Below are 21,303 nucleotides of genomic sequence, written 5' to 3'. Positions count from 1 at the left end.
GCCCGCGCGCCCTACTCGGCCGCCTGGGCGAGGTCGCCCCGCTCGCGGGCCTGGGCGCGGGTGCCCGACAGCATCAGGCCGAGATAGATCAGCACCGGGGTCGAGATGAAGATCGCCGAGTAGGTGCAGATCACGACGCCGCACAGCATCACCACCGCGAAGCCCTTGATCGCCTCGCCGCCGAACAGGACCAGCGCCAGGAGCGACAGGGCGGTGGAGATCGAGGTCATCACCGTGCGCGACATGGTGGAGTTGATCGAGAGGTTGAGGAGCTCGACCGTCGGGATGGTCTTGTAGCGGCGCATCAGCTCGCGGGTCCGGTCGAACACCACCACGGTCTCGTTGAGCGAGTAGCCGACGATGGTGAGGATCGCCGCGATCGAGGTCATGTTGAACTCGATGCGCGTCAGGATGAAGATGCCGACGGTCAGCACGATGTCGTGCAGCGTGCCGACGATGGCGCCGAGCGCCAGCTCCCGCTCGAACCGGAACCAGAGGTAGAGCAGCACCGCCACGACGGACAGCACGACGCCGAGCGTGCCCGACTGCACGAGCTCGCCCGAGACGCGGGGGCCCACCGTCTCGGTGCGGCGGAACTCGTACTCGGCGTCGAAGGCGGCGTGCGCCTTCTGCATCACCTGGGTCTGGCCCTGCTCGCCGGCCTGGAGGGGGAAGCGCACCAGGATGTTGCCCTGGCCGCCGAGCTCCTGCACCTCCGATTCGCCGAAGCCGAAGCCGTTGGCCGTGTGGCGCACCGCCGCCACGTCCGCCGTGCCGGACTTCGCCTGCAGCTCGACCAGGGTGCCGCCCTTGAAGTCGATGCCGAAGTTCAGCCCGATCGTGAGGAACAGCACGACGGTCACCACCGACATCAGCGCCGAGAGCGGGAAGCTGAAGCGCCGGTAGCGCATGAAGTCGAAGTGCGACTCGTCGGGCCAGAGGCGGAGCAGGCGCATGATCGGTCTCGGGTTCTGGGCCGGATGCCGCCCTCGGGGAGGCGGCTCCTGGCCCGTCGATTCTGTTTGGCGGCCGGCCCCTCGCCCGAGGGCACGGCCGGGATTCCAGCGGCGGCGGCCCCGCCGTCAGAACGGCAGGGCTTTCGGGCGGAACGTATTGTACCACACGGCGATCATCATCCGGGTCAGGGTCACGGCCGTGATCACGGTGGTGAGGATGCCCAGGATGAAGACCACGGCGAAGCCCTTCACCGGGCCGGAGCCGAGGAAGAACAGGATCAGGGCCGCGATCGCCATGGTCGAGTTCGAGTCGATGATCGTGGCGAAGGCCCGGTCGAAGCCGGCCTGGAGCGCCGAGATCAGGGAGCGCCCGGCCCGGGCCTCCTCGCGCATGCGCTCGTAGATCAGCACGTTCGAGTCCACCGCCGTGCCGATGGTGAGCACGATGCCGGCGATGCCGGGCAGCGTCATCGTCGCCTCCAGCACCGACATCAGGCCGAGGATGAGGCCGACATGGACGATGAGCGCGATGTTGGCGATGAAGCCGAAGGTGCCGTAGGTCAGGAACATGAAGGCGACGACGAGGACGGCCGCCACGAGGGTCGCGAGCTTGCCGGCCTCGATCGAGTCGCGCCCGAGGCCGGGGCCGACCACGCGGCGCTCGACGACGCTGAGCTTGGCCGGCAGAGCGCCGGCCCGCAGCAGCACCGAGAGGTCGTTGGCCTGCTTCACCGTGAAGTTGCCAGTGATCTGGCCGTTGCCGCCGGTGATGGCGGAGCGGATGACGGGCGCCGAGACGACCTCGTTGTCGAGGACGATCGCCATGCGCCGGCCGACATTCTCCGAGGTCGCCTGACCGAAGCGCTGCGCGCCCTTCAGGTTGAACTTGAAGCTCACCATCGGCTCGTGGGTCTGCTGGTCGAAGGCGGGCTGGGCGTCGGTGAGGTCGCTGCCGTCGGCCATGACGCGGCGCTCGACCGGGACCTTGGCGTTGTTCTCGTCCTTCGAGGGCAGCAGGTCGACGTCGCCGGACGGGCTGTCGGCCAGCATCCGGAACTCGAGCTTGGCGGTCTTGCCGAGCTGCTCCTCAAGCTGCTGCGGATCCTGCAGGCCCGGCACCTGGACGAGGATGCGATCGGAGCCCTGCTGCTGGATCGACGGCTCCTTGGTGCCGCCGAAATCGATGCGGCGGCGGATCACCTCGATCGCCTGCGTCACGGCGCGGCGCGTGCGGTCGGTCAGCCCGGCATCGGTGAGCGTGAGCTGGATCGCTCCGTTCGGACGCTCCTCGATGTTGAGGGTCTGTCCGCCGCCCTGCCCGACCAGTGCGTTGCTGATCGGTTGCGAGAGCTCGCGCAGCTTCGGCAGCACCTTGGCACGCGCCGCCGGGTCGGCGATGCGGACCTGCACGCCGCGGGGCACGATCTGGATGCCGCCCTCCGGTGTCACGCCGGCCTCGCGCAGGACGCGGCGGACATCGTCGCGCAAGCCGGTGACTTGGCCGCGCAGGAGGTCGTTCTGATCGACTTCCAGCAGGATCTGCGAGCCGCCCTGCAGGTCGAGGCCGAGCACGATCGCCCGCTGCGGGATGATCCAGGTCGGGAACCAGCCCGGCAGCGAGGCGAGGAACGCCTTGCGGCTGTCGGCCGGGAAGAAGCTCGGCACGGCCAGGCTCAGGCCGATCAGGATGACGGCGAGCGTCGCGATGATCTTGGTACGGGAGAAGCGCAGCATCCGCCGGTCCTACGAGAACGTTGGGGTGCCGGGGATCGGAGGGAGCGCCGGCACCGGGAGCGGCGCTCAGGCCGCCTTGACCGGACCGCCCTTGACGCGGACCTCGGAGACCATCGACCGCACCACCCGCACGCGGACGTTCGGCGCGATCTCGACCTCCAGCTCGGCGGATTCGTCCATCACCTTGACGACGCGCCCGACGAGGCCGCCGTTCGTGACGATGGTGTCGTCGCGGCGCACGTTCTTGATCATGGCCTGGTGATCCCGGACCCGCCTCTGCTGCGGCCGCAGGATCAGGAAGTACATGATCACGAAGATGAGGACGAACGGCACCAGCTGCAAGGCGATGTCCGCCCCGCTGGCAGCGGTGCCGGCCCCTTGCGCGAAGGCGGGGGTGATCAAGCGCGTGACTCCTCGAATAGCGAGGCGGCCCGGAGGCCCGGACGGCCTCGCCGGGCCGGCCCGAAAAGCGCGCGGACTATAGCCACGGCCTAAGTGAAAGCAACGCCGGATGGGTGAGGCGAATCGGTCCGCGGGCGCGGGCGCCGGTCCAAGGCCGCCGTTTCGGGCCCGTGGGCGGTGATTTCGGCGCCCGATCCTCCTAGACAGCGGCCCACCGTTCCGGGAAGACCCGACCCGGACCCCCGCCCGCGAAGCCCGGCCAGAACCCATGACAAGCCCGACTCCGAGCCCGACCCCGAGCCCCGCCCTCGACACGCTGCTGCCGCTCCTGGAGCGGATCGCCGCCGCCCTGGAGCGCGCCGCTCCCGCCCTGCCCGCCCCGCCCGACCTCACCGCGGCCGACGCCTTCCTGTGGGGGCCGGAGCGCCGCCTGATCCCGGTGCCGCGGGTCAACCGCGTCGAGATGGGGCTCCTGACCGGCATCGACCGGGCCCGCGACACCCTGGCCGAGAACACCGGGCGCTTCGCCCGCGGCCTGCCCGCCAACAACGCGCTGCTCTGGGGCGCGCGCGGCATGGGCAAGTCCTCCCTCGTCAAGGCGGTGCACGCCGAGACGAACGCGCGGCGGCCCGAGGGCGCGCTGCCGATGAAGCTCGTCGAGATCCACCGGGAGGACATCGAGGCGCTGCCGGACCTGATGGCGCGGCTGCGCGCCGACCCGCACCGCTGGATCGTGTTCTGCGACGACCTCTCCTTCGACGCCGACGACACCTCCTACAAGTCGCTGAAGACGGCGCTCGATGGCGGCATCGAGGGCCGGCCGGAGAACGTCCTGTTCTACGCCACCTCGAATCGCCGCCACCTCCTCGCCCGCGAGATGGTCGAGAACGAGCGCTCGACGGCGATCAACCCGGGCGAGGCGGTGGAGGAGAAGGTCTCGCTGTCCGACCGGTTCGGCCTCTGGCTCGGCTTCCACAAGTGCAGCCAGGACGAGTACCTGGCCATGATCCGCGCCTACGTGGAGCGCTACGGCCTGCGGGCCGAGCCCGACCGGGTGCGGGCCGAGGCCCTCGAATGGGCCGCGACCCGCGGCTCGCGCTCGGGCCGCACCGCCTTCCAGTTCATCCAGGACCTCGCCGGGCGGCTCGGCCAGCGCCTCGGCTGAGGCCGGACGCACGCTGCGGGAACGGGAAAGGGGCGGCCCCGCCGGGGCCGCCCCTTCTCGCGTACCGTTCGTGCCCGAGGAGCTTCAGTTGCTCGCGAGCTGCGACATCGGGTCGATCGGCGAGCCGCCCTTGCGGATCTCGAAGTGGAGCTGGGGCGAGGTGACGTTGCCCGAGGCGCCGGACTTGGCGATCGTCTGGCCGCGCTTCACCTTCTCGCCGGGCTTCACGTCGATCTCGCCGTTGTGGGCGTAGGCCGAGACGTAGCCGTTGGTGTGGCGCACGAGAACCAGCTTGCCGTAGCCCTTCACGTCGGAGCCCGCGTAGGCGACCGTGCCGTCCTCGGCGGCCTTCACCGCCGTGCCCTCGGGCACCGCGATGTTGATGCCCTCGTTGCCGCTGGAGCCGTAGCCCGAGATCACCCGGCCCTTGGCCGGCCAGCGGAAGGACTGGTCGGGCGCGGCCGGCGCGGCCTGCGCGGCGACCGAGCCGGTCGCGGCCGGCTCCGGCTTCTCGGGCGCGGGCTTCGCCGCGGCGACCTTGGCGGCCTTCTCGGCCTCCTTCGCGTCCTTGGCCTCCTTGGCCGCGTCCTTGGCGGCCTTCTCGGAGGCTTCCCGGGCGGCCTTCGCCTCGGCGAGCTTCCTGGCCGCGTCGCGGGCGGCCTCGGCCTTCGCGCGGGCGGCGGCCTCCGCCTTCGGATCGGACTTGGCCTCGACCTTGGCCTCGACCTTGGCGTCGGCCTTCGTCTCCGCCTTGGCGGTCTGGCCCGGGCGCACGTGCTTCCGGGCGGCCTCCTTCTGGGCGGCCTCCTTGCGCGCCTTCTCCTCGGCGAGCTTGCGGGCCTCCGCCTCCTTGCGCGCCTCGGCCTCCTTGCGGTCGGCCTCGCGCTTGGTCTCGGCGAGCTTCTCGGCCCGGCGCTTCGCCTCCTTCTCGGCCTGGGCCTTGTCCGCCTGGGACTTCTCGGCCTGGGCCTTCTCGGCGTGGGACTTGACCTCCGCGGCCTTCTCGGCGGGCTTCGGGCCCTTCGAGAGCTGCAGGCGCTCCTGCGGGGCGGCCGGGACCGTGCGGGCGCTCATGGCGTCGGGGTTCAGGCCCGAGGCGTTGTAGACCGGGATCACGATCTGGCGGCCGGGCGTCACCTGGCTCGCGCTGGTCAGGCCGTTGGCCGAGAGGATGGCGGAGGCCGGCACGCCGTAGCGGGTCGACATCTGGTTGAGGCTGTCGCCCTGCGTGACGGTGATGCTGGTGCCGCCCTGCGCGCTCCAGCCGGCGGCGCCGGTCGAGGCCACGCGGGTGCTCTGGGCGGGAGGCTGGATCGGGCGCGCCAGGGCCGGGGCGGGGCGCGGCGCGGCCGGGCTGAGGGCCGGGCCGGCCGACGTGCCGCCGGGCGCGCCGAGCGCCTCGGACTGGATGCGCCCGGTGCGGATCGCCGGCGCCGGGGCGACGTCGCCCTCCGGCAGGCTGCCGGTGGCCGAGGGCTCGCTCGACAGGTTCGAGGCGAAGGGATTGACGAACGGATCCCCGAGCCGCGAAGCGTCCGAGGAACAGGCGGCGGCCCCGCCACCGATCACTCCGATGAGGGCGAAGCGCGACAGCGCCCGCATACCCCGACCAGCCCCGCGAACCCGCATCGACGCACCCGTTTGCCTGACGCAACTTGATGCCGTCATTCAAATCGGATTCAGGTTAAGCAACCGTTCCCGTTCACCCTGTTTCGCGCAGCGGCGGAACCTTTCCGAAGCCTGCGGTTGCAGGCCGGACACGGGGAGCCGGGCGCCGCCCGCCTCAGGCGGCCGCGGCGCGCCCGGGCTGGAGCGGCACCAGCCGGAGGGCGGCCCCGAGCGTCTCGGAGAGGCCGTCCGGCCCCCGCTCCACCGCGATGAGGCGGCCGATGCCCCGCTGGCCGGCGCCCGAGAGCCCGGCCACCAGCCGGCCCCCCGGCGCCAGAGCCGCGACCCAGGGCCCCGGCAGGCCCGTCACCGAGCCGTTGGCGAGGATGCGGTCGTAGGGGCCCTCCCCCGGCGCGGCGAGGCCGTCCGCCCGCAGGACGCGCAGGGCAGGCCCCGGCCCCAGCCGCTCGCGGGCGGCGGCCGCAAGCCCCGCGTAGAGCTCCAGGCTCGTCACCGCGGCGGCGCCGAGCTGCAGCAGCAGGGCCGTGACGTAGCCGGAGCCGGTGCCGATCTCCAGGACGCGCTGGCCCGGCGCGAGGTCGAGGGCGACGAGCATCGCCGCCACCGTCGTCGGCGCCGTCATGGTGGCCCCGCAGGGCAGCGGCAGGGCGAGGTCGCGCCGCGCGAGGTCCCGGTGGGCCGCCGGCGCGAAGCGCTCGCGGGGCACCCGCTCCATGGCGCGCAGAACCGCCCGGTCGCGCACGCCCCGCTCGCGCAGGGCCAGCACGAAGGCGGCGTTCTCGACGGCGCTGCCGGGCTCGTCGGCGGGGGATGCGGGGTCGGCGTTCGTCACCGGCCGAGGCTCGCACGGATGCGCCCGCAAGGGCCAGGGGCGGCGCGCGCGAAACCGCCCCTTCCCGGCCTCGTCCGCCCGCCTACTCGGCGAAAGCCTGCGCGAAGCGGGTCAGCGTCGGCTCGTCGGTGAGGTCGAGGCGCAGCGGCGTCACCGAGATGCGGTTCTCGGCGATGGCCTTGAGGTCGGTGCCGCGGCCGGGCTCGAAGCGCGCCTTGGCGAAGGCCAGCCAGAAGTACGGGTTGCCGCGCCCGTCCGTGCGGGCGTCGATGGCAAGGAGCGCCTGGTTGCGCTGGCCCTGGGCCGCCACCGCGATCCCCTCGACCGCCTCCGGCTCGCAATCGGGGAAGTTCACGTTGACGAGGATGCCGGGCTCGATGCCCGTCTCCAGGATCTTGGCGATCACCCGCGGCCCGTGATGGGCGGCGCAGTGCCACTTGATCGCCCCGCGCCCGCCCACGCCGTAGGCCTGGCTCAGCGCGATCGACCGCACGTTGAGGATCGTGCCCTCCATCGCCCCCGCGATGGTGCCCGAGTAGGTCACGTCCTCGGCCACGTTCTGGCCGCGGTTGACCCCCGACAGGACGAGGTCCGGCCCCCGCTCCCGCAGGATGTGGCGCACGCCCATGATCACGCAGTCGGAGGGCGTGCCCTTCACGGCGAAGCGCTTCTCGGCGACCTGGCGCAGGCGCAGGGGGTCGTTCAGCGAGAGGGAGTGCGAGACGCCGGACTGGTCGGTCTCGGGGGCCACCACCCAGACGTCGTCCGAGAGGTGGCGGGCGATTGCCTCCAGCGTCTCCAGCCCCGGCGCGTGGATGCCGTCGTCGTTCGTGACGAGAATGCGCATCAGCTCTTCGGTCCCTCGATCCGGTTGAGGCCGCCCATATAGGGCTGGAGCGCGGACGGGATCGTGACGCTGCCGTCCGGGTTCTGGTAGTTCTCCATCACGGCGATGAGGGCGCGGCCGACCGCCACGCCCGAGCCGTTGAGGGTGTGCACGAACTGAACGCCCTTGCCCTCCTTCGGGCGGTGGCGCGCGTTCATCCGCCGCGCCTGGAAGTCGCCGCAGACGGAGCAGGAGGAGATCTCGCGGTAGGTCTCCTGGCCGGGCATCCAGACCTCGATGTCGTAGGTCTTCTGCGAGGCGAAACCCATGTCGCCGGTGCAGAGCGTCATCACCCGGTAGGGCAGTTCGAGGGCCTTCAGCACGGCCTCGGCGCAGGCGAGCATGCGCTCGTGCTCCTCGGCCGACCTGTCCGGCGCCGTGATCGAGACGAGCTCGACCTTGTTGAACTGGTGCTGGCGCAGCATGCCGCGGGTGTCGCGCCCCGCCGCCCCGGCCTCCGCCCGGAAGCAGGGGGTGAGCGCGGTGAAGCGCAGCGGCAGCTCCTCCTCGGCCAGGATCGTCTCGCGCACGAGGTTGGTGAGGGGGACTTCCGCCGTCGGGATCAGCCAGTAGCCGTCGCCGGCCGCGAACTGGTCCTCGCGGAACTTCGGCAGTTGCGCCGTGCCGAACATCGCCTCGTCGCGCACGAGGATCGGGGGCGCCACCTCGGTGTAGCCGTGCTCCTCGGTGTGCAGGTTCAGCATGAACTGGCCGAGCGCCCGCTCCAGGCGCGCGAGCTGGCCCTTCAGCACCACGAAGCGGGAGCCCGACAGCCTGGCCGCCGCCTCGAAATCCATCAGGCCCGCGGCCTCGCCGAGCTCGAAGTGCTGACGGCCGGTCTCCAGCCAGGGATGGGTCGGCTCGAAGCGCCGGTACTCGACGTTGCCGTGCTCGTCCGCGCCCTGCGGCACGTCCGCCTTCGGCCGGTTCGGGATCGCGGCGAGCCGCGCGTCGAGGGTGCGGGCCGCCTCCCCCTGCGCCGCGTCGAGGGCCGGCCCCTCCTCCTTGAGGCGGGCGACCTCGGCCATCAAGCCTTGCGCCCGGTCCTCGTCCCGCGCCTTCTTGGCCGCGCCGATCTCCTTGGCGAGGGCGTTGCGCCGCTCCTGGTTCGCCTGCGCCGCCGAGACGGCGCCGCGGCGGGCGTCGTCGAGGGCGAGGAGCTCGGCGGACAGGGGCTCCAGCCCGCGCCGCTGCAGGTCGTGGTCGAACGCGGACGGGTTCTCGCGGATGGCGCGGATGTCGTGCATGGGACGGCTCTGATCCTGGGCGCAGACGCTTTGCAGCATCGCCTCCCGCGGGACAAGGGCGGACCTGTCGCTACGGCTCGAGCCCTTCCGCGACGCGGCGGGCGGCGCGCAGCTTCTCGATGCGGGCCACCGAGAACACCGAGGCCTCGTAGAGGAGCAGCATCGGGATCGCCAGCGAGAGCTGCGAGATCACGTCCGGCGGCGTCAGGATCGCCGCCGCCACGAAGACGAGCACGATGGCGTAGCGGCGCTTCTCCCGCAGGAAGGCCGCGTCGATCACGCCGATCTGGCCGAGCAGCGTCAGGATGACGGGCAGCTGGAAGGCGATGCCGAAGGCGAAGATCAGGGTCATGATCAGCGAGAGGTACTCGTCGACCTTGGGCAGGAGCGCGATGGTCGGCTCGCCCGCGACCCCCACCTGCTGCAGGCTCACCGAGAACTGGATGAGCAGGGGCATGGCGAGGAAGAACACCACCAGCGCGCCCAGCAGGAAGAAGACCGGCGTCGCGACGAGGTAGGGCAGGAAGGCCTTGCGCTCGTTGCGGTAGAGGCCCGGCGCCACGAAGGCGTAGATCTGCGTCGCGATGACCGGGAAGGCGAGGAAGGCCGCCCCGAAGACCGAGAGCTTGATGTTGGTGAAGACCTGCTCGAGGAAGTGCGTCGCGATCAGCTTCGCGTTCTCCGCGCCCACCACCGACACGTAGGGGTGGACGAGGATGTTGTAGATGTCCTTGGCGAAGAAGAAGCACCCGAAGAACATCACCACGAAGGCCGCGAGCGACTTGATCAGCCGCGAGCGCAGCTCGATCAGGTGCTCGATGAGCGGGGCCCGCGAGGCCTCGATCTCGGCCTCATCCGCCTCGTTGATCATGGCTCAGGCGCCCGACGGTCTGGCGGGTTGATCGGAGGCGAGCGGGTCGGCGGCGCCCGCGCTCGCGATCTGGGGCTCGGGCAGGATCCGGGGCTCGGGCGGCGGGCGCGGCACGTCGTAGCTGCCGCGCTCGCGGGCCCGGTAGCCGCCCTCCTGCGCGCTCTCCGCCCGCAGGCTGGCGGTCGCCTCGGCCAGAGCCTCGGGGCCGGGCTGGTCGGAGCCGGGCTGGTCGAAGCCGGGCTTGGCGCCGGCGCGCCCGTCGCGGGCCTCGATCGCGCCCTTCAGCTCGTCGCGGATGGTCTGGACCGGGTTGAAGCCCTGCGTGCCGGCGCCGACCGTGCGCTTGATACCGTCGACCTCGCGGCGCACCTCGTCGAGCTCCGCCTCGCGGATCGCCTCGTTGAACTGCATCTGGAACTCGCCGGCCATGCGGCGCAGCTTGCCCGTGATCTGCCCGACGGTGCGCAGCGCCTTCGGCAGGTCCTTCGGCCCGATCACGATGAGGGCGACGCCGCCGATCAGCATCACCTCGCCCCAGCTCATGTCCAGCATGTCGTCGACGTTCCCGGCGCCCGCCATCCGCTACAAGCGGGCGCTCCGCTCAGGCGGCTGCCCATACACCAACGCGCGCGCCCTGACAGCCGCTCCGGGCCGTCCCACGCCCCGCAAATCCCGGGCGGCGTCCGGTCTCAGACGGTCTTGTCGCCGGCCGGGAGGTGGCTCGCGGGGATCGCGGTGCCGGGGCTCGGCTGGCTCGCGGGCTGCCCGCCATGCGGGATCGTGCGCACGGGCTCGCTGCCCGCCACCGGCGGGGCCTGGGGCGGGGTCCCCTGGGCCGGCGCCTCGTCGTCCGCCATGCCCTTCTTGAACGCCTTGATGCCCTTGGCGACGTCGCCCATCAGGTCCGAGATCTTGCCGCGGCCGAACAGCAGCATCACGATCGCGGCGACGATGATCCAGTGCCAGATACTCATGCTGCCCATGGCAACCTCCTGCGCCGCGCGCACCTGCCGGGCGGCGCCGTCCTACGTGGTCGGATTGCCGCGAACCTAAGGATCGCTCCACGCGAACACAAGGCGTCCGCGGCCTTCCGTCCGGGCGGCTCCGTGCGCGGGCCCGAACCGGGGCCGGGGGCGGCCGGGAACGGGATGCCGGGTCGGGGCGGCGGGTCAGGCCGCGGCGGTGAGCCCCGCCTCGAAGCGGGCGCGGGCCTCGCCGACGTCGAACGCCTCGCCGGCGGGCGCGAGCCGGGCGAGGGCCGCCTCGGCCCGGCGCAGGGCCGGCCCGGCGAGCACCGGCGCGCCCTCGGCCACCGCCTCCATCTCGGCCCGGTCGCCGTTGCAGTGGAGCGCCACGTCGATGCCGGCCGCGAAGGCGGCCTCGGCCCGGGCCCGGAACGGACCGGTCAGCGCGTGCATCGAGAGGTCGTCGGTCATCAGGAGGCCGTCGAAGCCGATGGCGCCGCGGATGATCTCGCGCACCACGGTCGGCGACTGCGTCGCGGGGCGGTCCGGGTCGAGCGCCGTGAAGACGACGTGCGCGCTCATGGCGAGCGGCAGGTCCGCGAGGGCGCGGAAGGGCTGGAAGTCCTGGGCGGCGAGGCTGTCGCGGGAGGCGTCCACCACCGGCAGCCCGTGGTGGCTGTCGCAGGCGGCGCGGCCGTGGCCGGGGATGTGCTTCATCACCGGCAGGACGCCGCCGGCCATCAGCCCCTCGGCGACGGCCCGGCCGATCTCGGCGACCGAGGCCGGGCTCGTGGCGTAGGCGCGGTCGCCGATGATGTCGTGGCTGCCCTCGACGGGCACGTCGAGGACGGGGGCGCAATCGACGTTGATGCCGACCGCGGCGAGGTCGTGCGCCATCAGGCGAGCGCCGAGCCGGGCCATGGCGGCGGCCGAGCCGTTCAGGCGGCCGAAGCGGCGCCCGGCCGGGTAGGCCGGCCAGTGCGGCGGGCCCATGCGCTGCACCCGGCCGCCCTCCTGGTCGATCAGGATCGGCGCGTCCGCCCGGCCGGCCGCCTCGCGCAGCGCGCCGGTCAGGGCCCGCACCGCGTCGGGCGTGCCGATGTTGCGCTTGAACAGGATGAAGCCCCAGGGCCGCACCGCCCGGAAGAAGGCCGCCTCCTCCGCGGAGAGGGTCTGGCCGGCGCAACCGAGGATGAGAGCACGGGAGGTCATCGGGGATCGGGCTCGGGGTTCTGGCTCGGGGAACGGACTGAGGACGGCTCTTGCGGCGAATCGCCGGATCAGGGTCGGGCGGGCTCTCGGCCCGCGACAAGGCGAAATCGGGGAGGCCGGGCGGGTTCCCGCCGGACGGGGCGCCCCTGTTGCATCCGGGTATCAGGCGGGGCCCGGTCGGGCGATGGGCGGCCCGCAGAGGCCGGGTTCCGGGCCGCCGGGCCCGGTCGGGCCCCGGCGGTGCGGTCGCGGCTCAGTTCTTGGCCACGAAGCACTGGCCGCCGGCGGCCTGGAGCTGGGTGCAGAGGCTCGTCGCCTCGGTCTTGCCGAGGGGCCCGACGCGCACCCGCCAGATCGTCTTGCCGTTGACCTCGGCCTGGCGGATCAGCTCGGGCTGGCCGGCGAGCTGGGTGTACTTGCCCTGCATCTGCTTGAAGGCGGCCTGGGCCTCGGCGGCGCTGGTGCGCACGCCGAGCTGGACCGAGAAGCCGCCGACCGGCGCCGCGGGGGTGGTGGCCGCGGTGGTCGTCGGGGCCTCGACGGCGGCGGCGGGCTCCGGCGCCACGGCGGCGACGCGCTGCGGCGCCTTGGCGCGGGTCGCGGCCGGCGGCGGCACGACGGGGGTGCTCTCGGCCGCGGGCGCCGGCGCGACGGGCGTCGACGCCGGGGTCGGCAGCGCGGCGGCCTGCCGGGCGGGGCGCGCCTTCGGGGCCTCCTCGGCGCCGGGCAGGGTCATGGTGGGGATGACCGAGGGGGTCTGCGTCTCGGCCACGGCCTCGCGGGACGCGGGCGGCGGGGGCGTGTCGGGCTTGACCGAGACGGTCCGGACGCGGCGCGGCTCGCCGAAGGCGTCGGCGAGGCCGCCCGGCGTCGTGCCGGCCTCGGGCGAGCCCGACACGCCGCCCGCCTGCGCGGAGCCGGTCGCGCCCTGCGCCGAGCGCGCCGCCTGGGCCACGTCGAGGGGCTGCTCCTCGCGGTTGACGATGCGGATCTGCCCGTCCTTGGCCCGCGGCTCGTAGATCTGCTTGTTCTGGTCCGGGATCTCGACGCCGTCGGCGGTCTTGGGCGCGATCTTGAGGGGCGCGGTGTCGGCCTGGATCACCGGAACGCCGCCGCCGGAAGGGCCGGAATGGAGGCTGCGCCAGGTCAGCGCGCCGGTCACCGAGACGAGGAGGACGGCGACGCCGGCGCCGACCGAGAGGAGGCGGCGGCGCGGCACCCGCTTCAGGCCGCGCTCGGCGAAGGCCGCCTCGGCCTCCGCGGCCTCGTCGGCCTCCTGCTGCGCGGCGTAGCCGGGCCCGGCCGGGTAGTCGCGGTCGACCGAGGCGAGATACTGGTCGAAGGCGTCGGCCGGGCTCGTGCCCTGGGCCGCGGCCGAGTGGGCGGAGGCCTGGTGCGCGGGCACCTGCTCCGTGGTGAAGCTCGGCTCGACCCGGCGGGCCGGCGCGCTCTCGCCGCCGCGGCGGCCGTCGCGGGCCTCCAGCAGGGCGCGGAAGGGATCGTCCTGCCCGACGATGCGGGCGAGCTCGGCCAGCGGGTCGGCCTTCGGCTCGGCGCGGCTCTCGGCGCGGGGCTCGATCCTGGGCTCGACCCGGCCGCTGCCCGGCACGGCGGTGGGGCGCGGCGGGCTCGGCTGAGGGTGCTGCAGGTCGCGCGCGAAGGCCTCGAAATCGATCTGCGCCCGCGAAGCGTTGGTCATGGCAGCATCCTCAATCTAACGCCGACTCACCTCACCGCATCTCGCTCGGCGCGGTGACACCCAGGATGGCGAGACCGGAGGCGAGAACGCCTCGGACGGCCTCGACGAGGGCCAACCTCGCCCGTGTGGACTTTCGGTCGGTTGGATTAACAAACCGTAATTGCGGCAAGTCTTTGCCCTTGTTCCAGAAACTATGAAGCGAACTTGCGACGTCGTAGAGGTGGAAGGCGATCCGGTGCGGCTCGTGCGCCACGGCCGCCGATTCGAGCACGCGCGGCACCTGCGCGACGAGGCGCATCATCTCCGCCTCGCCGGCATCAGAGAGCGCGGAAAGATCAGCCTGAGCAAGGGCTTTCACCGACAGATCCTCGTCCGGCATCGCCTCCCGCGCCTGCCGGAAGACCGAGTGGCAGCGGGCATGGGCGTACTGCACGTAGAAAACGGGATTGTCCTTGGATTGCTCCACGACCTTGGCCAGATCGAAATCGAGCGTCGCGTCGTTCTTGCGGTAGAGCATCATGAAGCGAATCGCGTCGCGCCCGACCTCGTCGATCACCTCCCGCAGGGTGATGAACTCGCCCGCGCGCTTCGACATCTTCACGGGCTCGCCGCCGCGCAGGAGCCGCACGAGTTGGCAGAGCTTCACGTCGAGGCTCGCCTCGCCCCCGGAGACCGCCCGCACCGCCGCCTGCATGCGCTTGACGTAGCCGCCGTGGTCGGCCCCGAGCACGTCGATCAGGTCGGTGGCGCCGCGCAGGAACTTGTCCCGGTGGTAGGCGATGTCGGAGGCGAAGTAGGTGTAGGAGCCGTCGGACTTGAGGAGCGGCCGGTCGGTGTCGTCGCCGAACTCCTTCGTCCGGAACAGCGTCTGCTCCCGGTCCTCCCAATCCTCCGGCAGCTGCCCCTTGGGCGGGGGCAGGCGCCCCTCGTAGACGAGGCCGCGGGCGCGCAGGTCCGCGAGGAGCGCGCCCACCGAGCCGGGGCCCTCGCCGTGCAGCGTCCGCTCGGAGAAGAACACGTCGTGGCGGATGCCGAGCGCGGCGAGGTCGTCCCGGATCATCGCCATCATCATGGCGATGGCGGTCTCGCGGACCACGGGCAGCCACTCCGCCTCCGGCCTTTCCGCCAGGGCGCGGCCGTGCGTCCGCGCCAGCGCCTCGCCCACCGGCTTGAGGTAGTCGCCCGGGTAGAGCCCCTCCGGCACCGGGCCGACCGCCTCGCCGAGCGCCTCGCGGTAGCGCAGGTGGGCGGAGCGGGCGAGCACGTCGACCTGCGCGCCCGCGTCGTTGATGTAGTACTCGCGCGTCACGTCGCGCCCGGCCGCCACGAGGAGGTTGGCCAGCGCGTCGCCGAACACCGCCCCGCGCCCGTGGCCCACATGCATCGGGCCGGTGGGGTTGGCCGAGACGTACTCGATGTTGACCCTGCCGCCGGGAAGCGCCGCGCGGCCGTAGCCCTCGGGGTCGGCCAGCACGGCCCGCACCACGTCGTGGAACACGGCCGGGTCGAGGCGCAGGTTGATGAAGCCGGGACCCGCCACGCTGGCCTCGGTGACCCGCGGGTCCGCCCTGAGCTCGGCCGCCAGCGCCTCGCCGAGCGCCTTCGGGTTCGTGCGCGCCTCCTTGGCCAGCACCAGGGCGGCGTTGGTGGCGAGGTCGCCGTGGCTCGGGTCCCGCGGCGGCTCGACGACGACGCGCGCGAGGTCGAGCCCGGCCGGGAGCTGCCCCTTGCGGGTGAGGCTCTCCAGGGCCTCGCGCACCCGCGCCTCGAAGATCGCAAAGATGTTCATGACTGGAAAACGTCCGCTCGCGCGGCCGCCGGTGTCGGGGACGCCGGGGCCGAAGGTTCAGGCCGGCCGCATAGCAAGGGGGGGCGGTGGTGTCACGGACGAGGCTCACATCCATCCGGCGAGCACCGCCCGCAGGCGCTCGGGCAGGGGCACCGGCCGGCGGCTCCGCCGGTCCACGTAGACGTGGACGAAGTGCCCCTGCGCGGCGGCCCGCGCCTCGTCCTCGCGGAACAGGCCGATCTCGTAGCGCACGCTGGAGCGGCCGAGACGGGCGACCCGCAAACCCGCGGCGACCCGGTCCGGGAAGGCGAGCGGCGCGAAGAAGCGGCAGCCCGTCTCGACCACGAGGCCGATCACGGGGCTACCCGCGACGTCGAGCACCCCTGCCTCGATCAGGCAGCCGTTCACCGCCGTGTCGAAGAAGGCGTCGTAGACGACGTTGTTCACGTGCCCGTAGACGTCGTTGTCGCCCCAGCGGGTGCCGAGCGCGACGTGGCGGGGATAGGCCGCGAGGGTCTCGGGGCCGGGCCGGGGATCGCCGCCCACCCTCACGGCTCCGCCAGCGGCAGGCCCCGGCTCTCCGGGCTCCAGTGGAGGTCGGGCGTCCGCGGGAAGAGCCGCCGGTGCGCGAGCACCGCGTAGGTGTCGGTCATGCCCGCGATGTAGTCGGCGATGCGGCGGCGCACCCGCCCCTCCCCGGCCCCGGCGAGGCCCGCGCTCCACTCCTCGGGCATGCGGGCGGGATCCTCGCAGAAGGCGGAGAACAGGTCGGCCACGATCTGCGCGGCCCGCGCCCGCACCGCCATCACGCCGGGGTGGCGGTACATCCGGGCGTAGAGGAAGCGCTTGATGTCGGCGTCGGCCTCCGCGATCCCCTCGGAGAAGGCGATCACCGGGGCGTCGGCGGCGCGGATCCCGGCGACGTCGCGGGGCGCGAGCCCGGCGAGGCGCCGTCCGCTCTCGGCGATCACGTCCTCGACGAAGCGGGTGATGACGCGGCGGGCGACCTCGTGCACCCGCCGCGAGGTCTCGAGCCCGGGATGCAGCGCCTCGATCTCGTCGAGGAGACCCTTCAGGAAGGGCACCTCGGCGAGGTCGGCGAGGTCGAACAGGCCGGCCCGCAGGCCGTCGTCGAGGTCGTGGCTGTCGTAGGCGATGTCGTCGGCGAGCGCGGCCGCCTGCGCCTCGGGCCCGGCGAAGCGCGCCAGCTCCAGGTCGTTGACGGCGTTGTATTCCAGGATCGCGGCCGGGATGCCGGCGGCGGCGTAGCGCGGGGTGGGGCGGCCTTCCGGCGTCAGCAGCGGGCCGTTGTGCTTGACGAGGCCCTCCAGCGTCTCCCAGGCGAGGTTGAGCCCGTCGAAGCCCGCGTAGCGCCGCTCCAGCCGCGTCACGATGCGCAGGGCCTGGGCGTTGTGGTCGAAGCCGCCGTGGCCGGCCATGCAGGCGTCGAGCGCGTCCTCGCCGGTATGGCCGAAGCAGGTGTGGCCGAGGTCGTGCGAGAGGGCGAGCGCCTCCGCCAGATCCTCGTCGAGGCCGAGCGACCGGGCGAGCGCCCGCGCGATCTGGCTCACCTCCAGCGTGTGGGTCAGGCGGGTGCGGTAATGGTCGCCCTCGTGGTGCACGAAGACCTGGGTCTTGTGCTTGAGGCGCCGGAAGGCGGTGGAGTGGACGATCCGGTCCCGGTCGCGCTGGAAGTCGCTGCGGGTCGGCGAGGGGGCCTCCGCGATCAGCCGGCCGCGGGATGCGGCCGGGTCCGTGGCGTAGGGCGCGCGCCACCGCTCTCCGTTCTGCCGCAAGGGCGCTCCTCTCGGGTCCGAGCCTCCGGCCGCGTTGCGGCGGCGGGGCCGTGCCCATATCTTGTGGCCGGGCACCCGTCTGGCAATCCGCGCCCGCCTGGATCCCCAGGCGATCGCGGCGGGCGGGCGCCCGGACCGAGCTTCGCCAGCAAGAGCCGCGAGCAATGATGGCCGACATCACCCTGACGCCCCGCGCCGCCAAGCGCATCAACGAGATCATGGGGACCGAGCCGCCCGGCTCGTCGCTGCGCATCAGCGTGAACGGCGGCGGCTGCTCCGGCTTCTCCTACGCCTTCGACGTGGCGCAGGCCCGCGAGGCCGACGACATCGTGATCGAGCGCGACGGCGCGACGGTGCTCGTCGACGCGGTGTCGCTGGAGTACATGGCGGGCTCGACGATCGATTTCGTCAACGACCTGATCGGCCAGTCCTTCAAGATCGAGAACCCGCAGGCCACCGCCTCCTGCGGCTGCGGCACCTCCTTCTCGCTCTGAGGTCCCGGCCCGGGCCGCCGCGCCGGGCCCGATCGCCGCGCCCCGATTGCCTCGCCCGGGATTCTGCGGCACGGATGCGGGCCGCGACCTTATCCACAAGCCCCCGAGCCCCGCGCCTCCCAGCGATCCGGACCAGCCCATGACCCATCCGACAGGCCGCGCCCGCCTCGCCCGGGCCGCCCGCGCCTCCGTCTGCGCCCTCGCCCTGCTCGGGGCGGGCCCGCTCGCCGCGGCCTCCGGCGCGCTGGCGCAGGAGGCGGCCTCCGCCGTCCAGGACGTGACGCTGCAGGACGTGACGCTGCCCTTCGGCTCCACGGTGCTGACGATGCCGCGCGTCACGGTGAGCGGCACGAGGCTCTCGAAGGACGATCTGCTGGCCATCCTGAAGGCCGATTCGCCCGAGCCCTGGGCGTCCCGCCTCGCCCGCCTCGACGCGGCGAGCCTGACGATCCCCGAACTGCGCTCGGTCCATGCGGGGCCCGGCGCCTCGCGCCAGACCGTCGTCTACCGCGACGTGGCGGCCCGCGACGTGCGGGCCGGCCGGGCGGCCGAGCTCTCGGCGGCGGGCGCCGCCGTCACCGTGGCGGGCGGCCCCGAGACGGGCTCGGGCACCTACGGCCGCATCGGCGCCACCGACATCGACCTCGCGGCGCTCGCCCGCCTCTACGCGGTGGCGGGCGACGGCAAGGGGCCGGTGCAGCGGGTCTACGCCACCGTCTCGGTCGCCGACGTGGTCTACACCGACGACCGCGGCACCACCGTCAAGCTCGCCCGCGTCGAGGGGCGCGAGCTCGGCGGGCGCCAGATCCCCGGCGGCTGGACCGGGGCGCTCGACGCCTTCGCGGGGCTCGACCTCGACAAGGCGAGCCCGGCCGAGCGCGCCCGGGTCACCGCGGCGGCGGCCGACCTCATCGAGGCCGTCTCCGTGGGCGGTTTCGAGACCCGCGGCCTGAGCATCAGCGAGACCAAGTCGGCCGACCCGCTCCTCCTCGAGGTCGGCCGCATGGCCTACGCGGGCCAGGGCCCGGAGGCGGGCATGAGCCTCGAGGATCTCGCCTTCGCCCAGAAGGGCGTGCGCTCGCGGGTGGGCAAGGTCACGCTCACCGGCTTCTCGCTGGCGCCGACGGTGGAGGCCCTGCGCCGCCTCTCGAACCCGCAGGCCGAGGCCACGGACGACGCCCTGCGCCGCCTCACCCCGGTGATCGGCACGCTGGCCATGCAGGACATCAGCCTCGACCTGCCCTCTGAGCCGGCCAAGGACTCGGCCAAGGACGCTGCCAAACCGGCGCCCGGCCCCGCCCGCAGGCCGGAGCCGCGGGAGCCGGCCCGCGACTCGGCGGGCGACCCGTTCGAGAGCGCGGCGCGCCAGGCGCTGGGCGTCGGCCCGACCCCGGGCCGGACCGGGCCGGCCGAGGCGGCGCCGCGGAGCCCGCTCCATGTCGGCCTGCGCAACGCCGCCATCACCTTCGGGCCGCCGCGGGACGGCGTGCCGACCGCGAGCCGCCTCAGCCTGACCGGCCTGACGCTGCCGGCCGCCACCGTCTCGGGCGTGCCCGGGCTCGGCTCGCTGACGGCCTACGGCTACCAGGACCTCGACCTCAACGTGGTCGCCGACACCGCCTGGGACGAGGGCCGGCGCGAGCTCTCGGTGCGCGAGGTCTCGATCTCCGGCAAGGACATGGGCACCGTGCGGCTCACCGGCACGCTCGGCGGCATCGGGCCCGAGATCTTCGACCCGGACGCGGGCGTCTCGGGCCTCGCCATGCTCTCGGCCACCGCCAAGGCGCTCGACCTCACGATCGAGAACACCGGCCTGTTCGAGCGCTTCATCGCCGCCCAGTCCAAGGTGCTGAGCCTGAAGCCCGACGAGCTGCGCCAGGAATACGTGACGGCGAGCGTGCTCGGCGTGCCCGTCATCCTCGGCAATTCCCCGGCCGCCAAGGCGATCGGCGCCGCCATGGGCCAGTTCGTGACGAAGCCCGGCCGGCTCTCGGTGACCGCCAAGGCGAAGGACGGGACGGGCCTCGGCGTCGCCGATTTCAGCACCGCCGGCTCGCCCGGCGCGGTCCTCGACAAGCTCGACGTGGACGCCAAGGCGAACTGAGACGCCGAGGCGGACCGGGACATCAAGGCGAACGGGCCGCGCCCTCAGTCCGCGATGACGCCGGGATAGAGCCGCGCGAGGTCCCGCCGCGTCGCCTCCGCGAAGGCGCGGCCGCGCTCCCGGCGCGGCAGAGCGAGCGGCACCGTGGCGACGAGGCTCGCGGGGCGCGGCGAGAGCAGGAGCAGCCGGTCGGCGATCTCCAGCGCCTCGGCCACGTTGTGGGTCACCATCAGCACGCTCATGCCGAGCCGGTCGACGGTGTCGACGACGAGCCCGCGCAAGGAGGCGGCGGCCGCGTCGTCCAGCGAGACGAAGGGCTCGTCGAGGATGAGCAGGCGCGGGTCGTCGGCGAGCGCCCGGGCCAGCGCCACCCGCCGCTGCATGCCGAGGGACAGCGCGCCGGGGAAGCGCCCGCGCCAGGGCGTGAGGGCGAGGTGCTCGAACAGGGCGTCGAGGTCGCGGCCCCGCCGCTCCCGCGGCAGGGCGAGGCGCACGTTCTGCTCGACCGTGCGCCAGGGCAGCAGCCGGGGATCCTGGAACACCATGCCGATGCCCGCGCCCCCGCGCGGGTCGGGCTCGACGCTGCCCTCGTAGTCCCGGTCGAGGCCGAGCAGGATGCGCAGGGTCGTGGTCTTGCCCGCCCCCGAGGGGCCGATCAGGCAGACCACCTCGCCCGGCGCGATGGCGAAGGCGAGGTCGCGCACGGCCTCCACCGGCTCGCTGCGGGCCGATCGGTAGACCTTGCGGGCGATCCGCGCGGTGAGGACGGCGGCCGGATCAGCGCCAGCGTCGGACATGCGCATCGAGGGGCTGCAGGACGAGGGTGTCGATGGCGAGCATCACCGTCATGAAGACGAGGCTGTAGCCGATGACCGCGGTGACGTCGAAGAGCTGGAAATAGTAGTTGATCGCGAAGCCGACCCCGTTCGGGCGCCCGATCAGCTCGACCACCAGCACGATCTTCCAGGCGAGCGAGATCCCCGAGCGCGCCGCCGCCACCGCGAAGGGCTGGAGCTGGGGCACCAGCACGTGGGCGATCCAGGTGCGCCGGTCGAACCGGTAGGTCCGGGCCATCTCCTCCAGCCCCGGGTCGAGGCTGCGGGCGCCCTCGCGCATGATCACCGCGACGTTCGGCAGCTTGTTGAGCGCCACCGCGACGATCGCCGCCGTCTCGGTCAGGCCGAGCCAGACGTAGGCGAGCACGGTGATGACGAGGGCGGGCGTGTTCAGCACCACGAGGAGCGGCGTGTCGAGGGCGCGGTCGGCGACCCGCGAGCGCCCGAGCAGCACGCCGAGCACCAGCCCGAGGCTCATGGCGATGACGAAGGAGACGGCGACGCGCGCCAGCGTCACGCCGACGTTGAACAGCATGCCGCCGGTCTGGATCTCCCGCAGCACGAAGGCGGCGACCGCGCTCGGCGAGGGCAGCGTGCGGGTGTCCGCGAGCGTCGCCGCGAGCTGCCAGAGGGCGAGCAGGATCAGCAGGGATGCGAGGCGCGCGGCGACGGCCATGGGGCCTAGC

20 protein-coding genes are annotated in these 21,303 nt (G+C 73.2%); 3 read left to right on the top strand and 17 right to left on the bottom strand.

The genetic code is table 11. The features are described from left to right. Window positions 1–11: 11 nt before the first annotated feature. The 3 genes from secF to yajC all read right to left on the bottom strand — a co-directional run bounded on the left by secF (window position 12) and on the right by yajC (window position 3,092). Entirely contained in the window at window positions 12–956 is a 945-nt protein-coding gene (gene secF, locus MOX02_RS09965) for a protein translocase subunit SecF (protein ID WP_147025641.1), read from the bottom strand. Window positions 957–1,082: 126 nt separating this feature from the next. Beyond that, window positions 1,083–2,690 (bottom strand): protein translocase subunit SecD, encoded by a 1,608-nt coding sequence (secD, locus tag MOX02_RS09960; protein WP_147025640.1) that lies wholly within the window; start codon window positions 2,688–2,690, stop codon window positions 1,083–1,085. Window positions 2,691–2,756: 66 nt separating this feature from the next. Next, a complete protein-coding gene (yajC, locus tag MOX02_RS09955) occupies window positions 2,757–3,092 on the bottom strand; it encodes a preprotein translocase subunit YajC (protein ID WP_147025639.1) in 336 nt (111 codons plus the stop codon). Window positions 3,093–3,360: 268 nt separating this feature from the next. Here yajC and MOX02_RS09950 point away from each other — a divergent pair, with 268 nt between their 5' ends. After that, window positions 3,361–4,257: an ATP-binding protein gene (locus MOX02_RS09950; protein ID WP_147025638.1), complete on the top strand. Its 897-nt coding sequence runs from the start codon at window positions 3,361–3,363 to the stop codon at window positions 4,255–4,257. An 84-nt stretch (window positions 4,258–4,341) separates the two neighbouring features. On the opposite strand, the gene MOX02_RS09945 is transcribed toward MOX02_RS09950, so the two are convergent. From MOX02_RS09945 to MOX02_RS09890, 12 genes are all read right to left on the bottom strand, one after another. Then, window positions 4,342–5,886, bottom strand: a complete 1,545-nt coding sequence (locus MOX02_RS09945; protein ID WP_147025637.1) for a peptidoglycan DD-metalloendopeptidase family protein — start codon at window positions 5,884–5,886, stop codon at window positions 4,342–4,344. A gap of 154 nt (window positions 5,887–6,040) precedes the next feature. Continuing rightward, window positions 6,041–6,718 carry a protein-L-isoaspartate O-methyltransferase family protein gene (locus MOX02_RS09940; RefSeq protein WP_147025636.1) on the bottom strand — a complete coding sequence of 226 codons (678 nt, stop codon included), beginning with the start codon at window positions 6,716–6,718 and terminating at the stop codon, window positions 6,041–6,043. An 82-nt stretch (window positions 6,719–6,800) separates the two neighbouring features. After that, complete coding sequence (gene surE, locus MOX02_RS09935; protein WP_147025635.1) at window positions 6,801–7,565, bottom strand: 5'/3'-nucleotidase SurE; 765 nt, start codon at window positions 7,563–7,565, stop codon at window positions 6,801–6,803. After that, the gene (gene serS, locus MOX02_RS09930) at window positions 7,565–8,851 is read right to left on the bottom strand and encodes a serine--tRNA ligase (RefSeq protein WP_147025634.1); all 1,287 of its coding nucleotides are present in this window, start codon (window positions 8,849–8,851) and stop codon (window positions 7,565–7,567) included. The genes surE and serS overlap by 1 nt, the downstream gene beginning before the upstream one ends. Window positions 8,852–8,921: 70 nt before the next feature. Further along, window positions 8,922–9,722: a twin-arginine translocase subunit TatC gene (gene tatC / locus MOX02_RS09925; protein WP_147025633.1), complete on the bottom strand. Its 801-nt coding sequence runs from the start codon at window positions 9,720–9,722 to the stop codon at window positions 8,922–8,924. A gap of 3 nt (window positions 9,723–9,725) precedes the next feature. Next, complete coding sequence (gene tatB, locus MOX02_RS09920; RefSeq protein ID WP_147025632.1) at window positions 9,726–10,274, bottom strand: Sec-independent protein translocase protein TatB; 549 nt, start codon at window positions 10,272–10,274, stop codon at window positions 9,726–9,728. Window positions 10,275–10,411: 137 nt separating this feature from the next. After that, window positions 10,412–10,705, bottom strand: coding sequence for a twin-arginine translocase TatA/TatE family subunit (locus MOX02_RS09915; protein WP_147025631.1), 294 nt, complete (start codon window positions 10,703–10,705; stop codon window positions 10,412–10,414). A 186-nt stretch (window positions 10,706–10,891) separates the two neighbouring features. Next, window positions 10,892–11,899, bottom strand: a complete 1,008-nt coding sequence (nagZ, locus tag MOX02_RS09910) for a beta-N-acetylhexosaminidase (protein WP_147025630.1) — start codon at window positions 11,897–11,899, stop codon at window positions 10,892–10,894. Window positions 11,900–12,152: 253 nt separating this feature from the next. After that, complete coding sequence (locus MOX02_RS09905; RefSeq protein WP_147025629.1) at window positions 12,153–13,598, bottom strand: SPOR domain-containing protein; 1,446 nt, start codon at window positions 13,596–13,598, stop codon at window positions 12,153–12,155. Window positions 13,599–13,629: 31 nt separating this feature from the next. Continuing rightward, window positions 13,630–15,387 carry an arginine--tRNA ligase gene (gene argS / locus MOX02_RS09900; protein WP_147025628.1) on the bottom strand — a complete coding sequence of 586 codons (1,758 nt, stop codon included), beginning with the start codon at window positions 15,385–15,387 and terminating at the stop codon, window positions 13,630–13,632. A gap of 105 nt (window positions 15,388–15,492) precedes the next feature. Continuing rightward, complete coding sequence (locus MOX02_RS09895; protein ID WP_147025627.1) at window positions 15,493–15,933, bottom strand: acyl-CoA thioesterase; 441 nt, start codon at window positions 15,931–15,933, stop codon at window positions 15,493–15,495. Window positions 15,934–15,935: 2 nt separating this feature from the next. Continuing rightward, window positions 15,936–17,183, bottom strand: a complete 1,248-nt coding sequence (locus MOX02_RS09890; protein WP_147025626.1) for a deoxyguanosinetriphosphate triphosphohydrolase — start codon at window positions 17,181–17,183, stop codon at window positions 15,936–15,938. A gap of 167 nt (window positions 17,184–17,350) precedes the next feature. Between MOX02_RS09890 and MOX02_RS09885 the strand changes: the two genes are divergently transcribed. Next, window positions 17,351–17,677, top strand: a complete 327-nt coding sequence (locus tag MOX02_RS09885; RefSeq protein WP_147025625.1) for a HesB/IscA family protein — start codon at window positions 17,351–17,353, stop codon at window positions 17,675–17,677. 139 nt (window positions 17,678–17,816) lie between these two features. Continuing rightward, the gene (locus MOX02_RS09880; protein ID WP_147025624.1) at window positions 17,817–19,781 is read left to right on the top strand and encodes an aq_1923 C-terminal domain; all 1,965 of its coding nucleotides are present in this window, start codon (window positions 17,817–17,819) and stop codon (window positions 19,779–19,781) included. Window positions 19,782–19,825: 44 nt separating this feature from the next. On the opposite strand, the gene MOX02_RS09875 is transcribed toward MOX02_RS09880, so the two are convergent. Continuing rightward, on the bottom strand, window positions 19,826–20,578 hold the full coding sequence (locus MOX02_RS09875; RefSeq protein WP_147025623.1) for an ABC transporter ATP-binding protein: 753 nt from the start codon (window positions 20,576–20,578) through the stop codon (window positions 19,826–19,828). Then, window positions 20,559–21,293 (bottom strand): ABC transporter permease, encoded by a 735-nt coding sequence (locus MOX02_RS09870; protein ID WP_147025622.1) that lies wholly within the window; start codon window positions 21,291–21,293, stop codon window positions 20,559–20,561. The genes MOX02_RS09875 and MOX02_RS09870 overlap by 20 nt, the downstream gene beginning before the upstream one ends. Between the last annotated feature and the right edge of the window lie 10 nt (window positions 21,294–21,303).

Origin of the sequence: Methylobacterium oxalidis, from assembly GCF_007992195.1 — a bacterium.
Taxonomy (GTDB): Bacteria; Pseudomonadota; Alphaproteobacteria; order Rhizobiales; family Beijerinckiaceae; genus Methylobacterium; species Methylobacterium oxalidis.
This window is presented reverse-complemented; position numbering and strand designations above follow the sequence as displayed.

Bases quoted from the DNA above. Each gene is read 5' to 3' on its own strand.
- MOX02_RS09875 (WP_147025623.1), bottom strand. From the start codon at position 20,578: ATGTCCGACGCTGGCGCTGATCCGGCCGCCGTCCTCACCGCGCGGATC.
- nagZ (WP_147025630.1), bottom strand. From the start codon at position 11,899: ATGACCTCCCGTGCTCTCATCCTCGGTTGCGCCGGCCAGACCCTCTCC.
- tatC (WP_147025633.1), bottom strand. From the start codon at position 9,722: ATGATCAACGAGGCGGATGAGGCCGAGATCGAGGCCTCGCGGGCCCCG.
- MOX02_RS09905 (WP_147025629.1), bottom strand. From the start codon at position 13,598: ATGACCAACGCTTCGCGGGCGCAGATCGATTTCGAGGCCTTCGCGCGC.
- MOX02_RS09885 (WP_147025625.1), top strand. From the start codon at position 17,351: ATGGCCGACATCACCCTGACGCCCCGCGCCGCCAAGCGCATCAACGAG.
- secD (WP_147025640.1), bottom strand. From the start codon at position 2,690: ATGCTGCGCTTCTCCCGTACCAAGATCATCGCGACGCTCGCCGTCATC.
- MOX02_RS09915 (WP_147025631.1), bottom strand. From the start codon at position 10,705: ATGGGCAGCATGAGTATCTGGCACTGGATCATCGTCGCCGCGATCGTG.
- argS (WP_147025628.1), bottom strand. From the start codon at position 15,387: ATGAACATCTTTGCGATCTTCGAGGCGCGGGTGCGCGAGGCCCTGGAG.
- MOX02_RS09945 (WP_147025637.1), bottom strand. From the start codon at position 5,886: ATGCGGGTTCGCGGGGCTGGTCGGGGTATGCGGGCGCTGTCGCGCTTC.
- MOX02_RS09950 (WP_147025638.1), top strand. From the start codon at position 3,361: ATGACAAGCCCGACTCCGAGCCCGACCCCGAGCCCCGCCCTCGACACG.
- secF (WP_147025641.1), bottom strand. From the start codon at position 956: ATGCGCCTGCTCCGCCTCTGGCCCGACGAGTCGCACTTCGACTTCATG.
- surE (WP_147025635.1), bottom strand. From the start codon at position 7,565: ATGCGCATTCTCGTCACGAACGACGACGGCATCCACGCGCCGGGGCTG.
- serS (WP_147025634.1), bottom strand. From the start codon at position 8,851: ATGCACGACATCCGCGCCATCCGCGAGAACCCGTCCGCGTTCGACCAC.
- tatB (WP_147025632.1), bottom strand. From the start codon at position 10,274: ATGCTGGACATGAGCTGGGGCGAGGTGATGCTGATCGGCGGCGTCGCC.
- MOX02_RS09880 (WP_147025624.1), top strand. From the start codon at position 17,817: ATGACCCATCCGACAGGCCGCGCCCGCCTCGCCCGGGCCGCCCGCGCC.
- MOX02_RS09870 (WP_147025622.1), bottom strand. From the start codon at position 21,293: ATGGCCGTCGCCGCGCGCCTCGCATCCCTGCTGATCCTGCTCGCCCTC.